We start from the raw sequence: 6,000 nt of genomic DNA, 5'->3' as shown, positions 1-6,000 counted from the left end.
GGGGCGGTGAACAAGTGGGCGGGGGACGCGATCCCGGCCCCGGGCAGCCTGGGCGTGGCCCCAGGGGGCGGGGGCACCAGCTTCACGGTGAGCTATACGCCGCTGGCGGCCGGGCCGTTCAGCTTCGATCTGAGCCTGACCAATGACGATGCCGACGAGGCGCCCTATGACATCAGAGTGAACGGCACAGCGACCGCAACGGCTTCGGAACTGATCGCGACGTCTGGATCCGGCCAGGCCACCATCATAAATACGTCTTTTCCCGAAAAACTGGTGGCAACGGTCGTTAGCCCAACCGGTGTCGGGTCACCGAATGTCAGTGTTACATTCACCGCCCCGCTCGTCGGCGCATCGTTGATCTTTGCGTCAACCGGAAACAACACGGAAACCGTGCTCACGGATGCCAATGGGCGGGCCACAAGCTCGGCCATGACGGCCAATGGAACCGCTTCGACCTTTCTTGGGGGCGGCGCCTTTCAACCCTATACGGTCATCGCAAGCGCGGCAGCGGTGACGGATGTAACATACTCGCTGACAAACGATCGCGATTCGAACGCGGATATCCTCCAGACCCAAGAAGTCATCGCATCCTTTGTCACCAATCGAGCTGACAGGATTGTCTCATCCCAGCCGGATCTGGTTGACCGGTTGAAAGGGGGGGGCGGGACTGCGTCCAACAGCTTCTCGTTCAATGCCACTCCGAACAGTCGGACGACAACCTTTCAGTTCAGCTATCGAGCGCTGCAGAAGAAACTGAAAGCGGCAGCGAGCCAGCGATATGTGGCCCTGACACCGGCTGAAACGGAACAGAGCCTGTTCAGTGACACCGGCCCGGCGGTGGAGGCGTCGCTCAACCCGCAAAGCCAGGATAACGCCGCGCAGCCAAAATTCGCCTTCAGCGAAAAGGCGCAAACCGTATACGAGGATGGCGCTTCCCGGCGGGGGTTCGATTTCTGGGCGCAAGGCACCTATTCGGTGGTCGAAAGCGGCAATAGTGAAAGTGAACACGGTTTGATCTTTGCCGGTGTCGACTATCGGTTCAGCGAAGATGCACTCATCGGTATCATGGGACAGGTGGATATTTCCGATGAGAAGAATCTGGTTGCGAATACATCGGCAGACGGTGTTGGCTGGATGATCGGCCCCTACGCTGTTGTTCGGCTTAGTCAGAACCTCTATTTCGACGGACGGCTGACCTATGGTGAATCGTCCAACACGGTCAACGCGCTTGGTCTGTTCGATGACGATTTCTCGACCAAACGCGCGCTGCTGCAAGGCGGGCTTACCGGAGATTTCCGAACCGGAGACTTCACGATCAACCCCTTCATTCGCGCGACCTATTATTGGGAAAAGCAGGAGAGCTATCTCGATACGCTGGGGAATTTCATTCCAAGCCAGACATTTGACCTGGGGCGCATCGAATTCGGGCCCAAGATCACCTATCACGTCCCAATCAATCGCGACGCCGATCTGGAACTCTATATGTCGCTGTCTGGCATCTACGATTTTGACGAGTTGCTGAACGCGCCTGCAACCAATGCAGCATTGGCCTCATCGGGAAGTTCCTTGCGCGGACGGATTACTGCGGGCTCTGTGTACCGGGTCCCCGCAAGGGAGATCCTTTTTTCCGCCGAGCTTTTCTATGACGGTATTGGTGCGGACGGATTTGAAGCCTATGGCGGTACGATAAGCCTGGAGTTTCCTTTCTAGCCAGACAGCCCCCGGCATTTTCGACGACCGTCTCATGACAGAAAGATCTTGCGGCTTTTTGCTTCGCACAGGTGATCCTTTCCATCTGCCCAGCCCTTTCGGCTGGAATGCCAGTAATGGGTTTGGTCCCAAGACATCGGACAAGGTCCAGACGTCTTGCTCAGATTTAGAGCCATTGACCTTCGAGGCCTATCGGCAAGACGCGCAGAGGCGCGACCGAGCCGATCCTGGCAGCGTTTGGTGATGGTCGTTGGACGGCGGTGTCGCACCTGTAGGGCACGAACGACTTTAGGAGTGAAGAACCGCTGAACTGGATTTAGAAAACCCCGTCATGACCGATCCGCGAAAACTCAACAAAAAGCCACTGACGATGATCGTGACACCGATGAGCTCTGCCAGGGATGGCACCTGTCCAAGGAGCGCTGCCGCCATCGCAAGCGCGACGACCGGCGTGAAGACGGGAAGCAATGCCACCACCTGCGCCGATAAGGTACGGACCGCGCCAATGAGCGCCACAACACTGGCAACCCCGGCAACCAGCCCTTGCATGACGATCTGAAGCGCCAGGCCGGACGGTGAGGCCGTGAGCAGCGTCTCAGACGCGCCGGGCCCGAGAACCGGAACAGAAATCAAGGCCGATCCAGCTGCGACGGCGAGCAGGCCCTTGATCATCGGGACCTGCCAAAGACGCAGCAAGACCGTGTAGGCACCCCACATGGCCCCTGCGAGCATGAACAGGACAACGCCCTGCGCCCATGTCTCCTCGATGCTTCCCACGTTGAAACCGACCAAGATAGCCAAGCCCAAAAGCATCACGCCCGCTCCGATCAGGCGATTGGTCGAAAGATGCTCTTTCAAAAGCAGCCTTCCGAGAAGGGCGACCGTAACGAAGACGGCAACGGGTGCGAACAACAAGCCGTGCGAGAGGGGGGCATGCACATAGCCGCTGGCAGCGGTGAGGCCGAAGATCGGACCACCAAGCAAGATCAGTACTGCCAGCCTTGTGACGGGAATGCCAATATTGTTCTTCCTGAGATAAAGCACAGCCAGAACCGGCAGAGCGATGACACCCGGTACAGCAAACCGAAGCAAGGCGAGTGCTTGGGGTGAAAATCCTGTGTCGACCCCGTGTTTGGCAGCGACATTGTAGCCTGACCAGCATAGCACAGTCAGTATGCCGAGCGCCGCTCCTCGATGGTTTGTCGTCGTCATGCCGCGCCTCCCCCTGTTGGGCACTCTGAAAATGAGCTGTAAAGGCAATACCTACCAATGCTAGTTTGTGCTGCGATCAATAGTATTCGAGTATGAATTACTGAGCTCCGCCATCTTCGCTATTTCGTGGCCGTCGCCGATCATGGCGGCATCAGCCATGCCGCCGAGCGTCTGCGCATCGCGCAACCAGCTGTGTCGCGTAAGATCCGTGATCTTGAGGCCGAACTGGGCGTTGACTTGCTGCTGCGCGAAGGACGGCGGGTCTTTCTCACCGATGCGGGCCGTGCTTTTGCGGAACGTGCCCGAGCCGTGCTGATCGCGTCAAACCATGCCGCAGACGAAGCGCGCCGCATCGCCAAAGGCGAGGCGGGGCATCTTCGCATCGGTCTGCTGGAGAGCGCGTCCTGGGCCGGTCACTTGCCGCGCGGGCTGAACCGCTATGCACGGGCCTATCAAAATGTCCGGCTGGACATCCTCCCTATGGGGTCGGTCGACCAGATCGACGCGCTGCTGGCAGAAGATCTGGACGCTGCCCTTGTCTATCGGCAGGACAATCTGGTCGAAGAGGCGCTGTCGATCTTGCCGCTTCGCGTTGACGACGTTGTCCTTGCCGCATCGAGCGATCTGGTTTTTGACAAGGACGGGCCGCTCGATTTCGCACAAATCGATGGCCTGCCCATCGTCGCTTTTCCCCGCTCTGTTGCACCGGCCTATTACGACGCCTTGTTTGGTGCCCTTTCCGTGATCGGGTTTGATCCGGTCGTCGTGCAGCAGGTCGAAAATGAAACGACCATGCTCAGTCTGGTGTCTGACGGGGTGGGGTGTGCCTTTGTAAACTCGGCGAACATGCACCGTCTGCCGCGCCAGGTCCAGTTTCACGAGGTCTCGAGTCTGTCGGTTCTCATCGAGTTTCTGTTCGTGACACGACGCAATCCGGGCAACCTGACCCAGAGACTCGGGGAAATCATTGAAGGCTTAGATGCCGAAGGGGCATAGAAACAATACAATTATCGAATTCTTGTTTATGTGAGATATCCCCCAGATTTGTCCCATCACACCAGCCCGATGGAGACATATCATGAAAGGCACAGTCAAATCCGCCCTGCTGGCAACCGTTCTGGCCCTGCCGATCCCAGCCTTTGCGAACGCCCCCTCATTTGCCGGTACGCCCATCACATCCGAGACTCTGGTCGCCCAGGCCGAGATGATCCGGATCGCGGAAGCGCTTGATGCGGCCGTTGATGCCAAGAACTGGCAATTGGCGCGGCCTTTCTTCACCGATACGATCAATGTCGACTTCACATCGCTGATCGGCGGCGCACCGGCCACGATCCCGGCGGACGCTCTGATCGCTGGATGGTCTGCCAACCTGACCGAGCAAAAGGCCTCGTTCCACTCTCGGGGCAACCACCGGATCACGCATCATGAGGATCGCACCGCCACGATGCTGTCCCACGGTTATGCCTGGAATCGCATGGAACGTGGCGCGCACCCCGAGCACGGTGGCGACCCCTTGTGGGAAGTCTGGGGGACCTATGTCCATGGCTTCGTCGACACCGACAAGGGTTGGAATGTCGATGCCATGTCCTTCACCGCAACCGCCGAGCGCGGCAACACCTTCGTGCGCAACACGCCCGGGAACTGACACTCAGGTCGACCGGTCCAAGACACACCCAAAACAACAAGACCTGCCCACACCCCGAAAGACGAGGAGTAAACCAATGACCCAACCATCCAACCCTACCCGACGCTCGATCCTGACCGCGGGCGCCGCCGACGCCGCTTTGGGCAGCATGGGCGCAACGCGCGGAGCAGCGCAGCCGACCAATGTGCCCGAAAGCGGTTCGACGACGGCCCCAGGACGGCGCATGCAGGGCGCACTTGACGTGTCCGCTATCGGCCTTGGCGTGCAAAACATGAGCCGGACGTTTCAAACGACCATTCCCAACAGAGCCGAGATGCACAACATCATCAGAACCGCGTTCGACCAAGGCATTACCTTCTTCGACACCGCCGAGGTCTATGGCCCGCATGACTCCGAGCGGATTCTGGGCGAAGCGTCGGGTAGCTTTCGTGACCAGATTCAGATCGGCAACAAATTCGGCTTCAACGTCGACCTGCAAACCGGCGAAATGGGTCCGGGTCTGATCAGCAGGCCGTCGCACATCAAGCAATCGGTCGAGGGATCGTTGCAGCGCCTGCGTACCGACCGGATCGACCTGCTCTAACAGCACCGTGTCGATCCGGAAGTGCCAATCGAGGATGTCGCAGGCGCGGTCAAAGACCTTGTTGATGAGGGCAAGGTCCTTCGCTGGGGCCTGTCTGAAATGGGACCGAACACGTTGCGCCGGGCACATGCCGAACTGCCGGTCAGTGCCGTGCAGAACGAGTACTCGATGCTGTGGTGCGGGCCGGAACAGGGCTTGCTGGCACTCTGCGAAGAACTCGGGATCGGCTTTGTGCCCTTTCGTCCGCTGGGCTATGGCTTCCTGACGGGTGCTGTCGATATGGTGACAAGCTTTGCGCCTGGCGATTTCCGGGCCAGCACGTCGCGTATGGATCCGGAGAACAGGCAGGCCAACCTCGCCCTGATCGACCTGCTCACATCCTGGGCGGTGCGCAAGAACGCAGCGCCCGGTCAGATCGCTTTGGCCTGGCTGCTTGCCCAGGGGCCGTCAATCGTTCCTATCCCCGGCACAACACAGATGCCGCATATGTTGGAAATTGCCGGAGCGACCGCCCTAGACTTTGCACGCGATGAATTGGCCGAATTGAGCCGCGACGTCGCCGCCATCAAGGTTCAGGGCGCGCGCATGCCACCTGTCGTCTCTGCGTGGTCAGACGTAGAGGCACCACCGAGGGCCTAAGACCGACGCGCAAGGCAAGGCAGTGAACTGCGGCGGCTTTCACACCATCAGGAAACCGAGCCGGACGTCCACTGCACTGCGCCTAACCCGGTCGGCCGGGAGCGATCTCTCACCACAGCAGGTTAATGCGGCCTTGGGTCCTGGGACGGTCACCAATCCCTCAAGGCACGAAAGGGCGCGTCTTGGCGTATCCAGTTCCCCAGGTCCGCAG

General features: G+C 59.3%; 4 protein-coding genes and 1 pseudogene. 4 read left to right on the top strand and 1 reads right to left on the bottom strand.

Going from position 1 to position 6,000, the window contains the following annotated elements; all coding sequences use genetic code 11:
- Positions 1–1,710 (top strand): autotransporter outer membrane beta-barrel domain-containing protein (locus HEP69_RS10855; protein ID WP_290558543.1); only part of this gene is annotated, 1,710 nt, incomplete at its 5' end.
- 288 nt (positions 1,711–1,998) lie between these two features.
- Here the strand turns inward: HEP69_RS10855 and HEP69_RS10850 are convergent.
- Positions 1,999–2,922 (bottom strand): DMT family transporter, encoded by a 924-nt coding sequence (locus HEP69_RS10850; RefSeq protein WP_290558542.1) that lies wholly within the window; start codon positions 2,920–2,922, stop codon positions 1,999–2,001.
- A 96-nt stretch (positions 2,923–3,018) separates the two neighbouring features.
- On the opposite strand from HEP69_RS10850, the gene HEP69_RS10845 reads away from it, so the two are divergent.
- From HEP69_RS10845 to HEP69_RS10835, 3 genes and pseudogenes are all read left to right on the top strand, one after another.
- Positions 3,019–3,918 (top strand): LysR family transcriptional regulator, encoded by a 900-nt coding sequence (locus tag HEP69_RS10845; RefSeq protein ID WP_290558546.1) that lies wholly within the window; start codon positions 3,019–3,021, stop codon positions 3,916–3,918.
- Between the two features lie 82 nt (positions 3,919–4,000).
- Positions 4,001–4,567: a nuclear transport factor 2 family protein gene (locus HEP69_RS10840; protein WP_290558541.1), complete on the top strand. Its 567-nt coding sequence runs from the start codon at positions 4,001–4,003 to the stop codon at positions 4,565–4,567.
- Positions 4,458–5,789 (top strand): annotated as a pseudogene (locus tag HEP69_RS10835) (aldo/keto reductase). Before HEP69_RS10840 ends, HEP69_RS10835 begins: the two are co-directional and overlap by 110 nt.
- Positions 5,790–6,000 lie beyond the last annotated feature (211 nt).

Origin of the sequence: Aestuariivita sp. (assembly GCF_021404545.1) — a bacterium.
Taxonomy (GTDB): Bacteria; Pseudomonadota; Alphaproteobacteria; order Rhodobacterales; family Rhodobacteraceae; genus Aestuariivita.
Note: the sequence above shows the minus strand (reverse complement) of the source record. Positions and strands in the feature narration are given on the sequence as shown.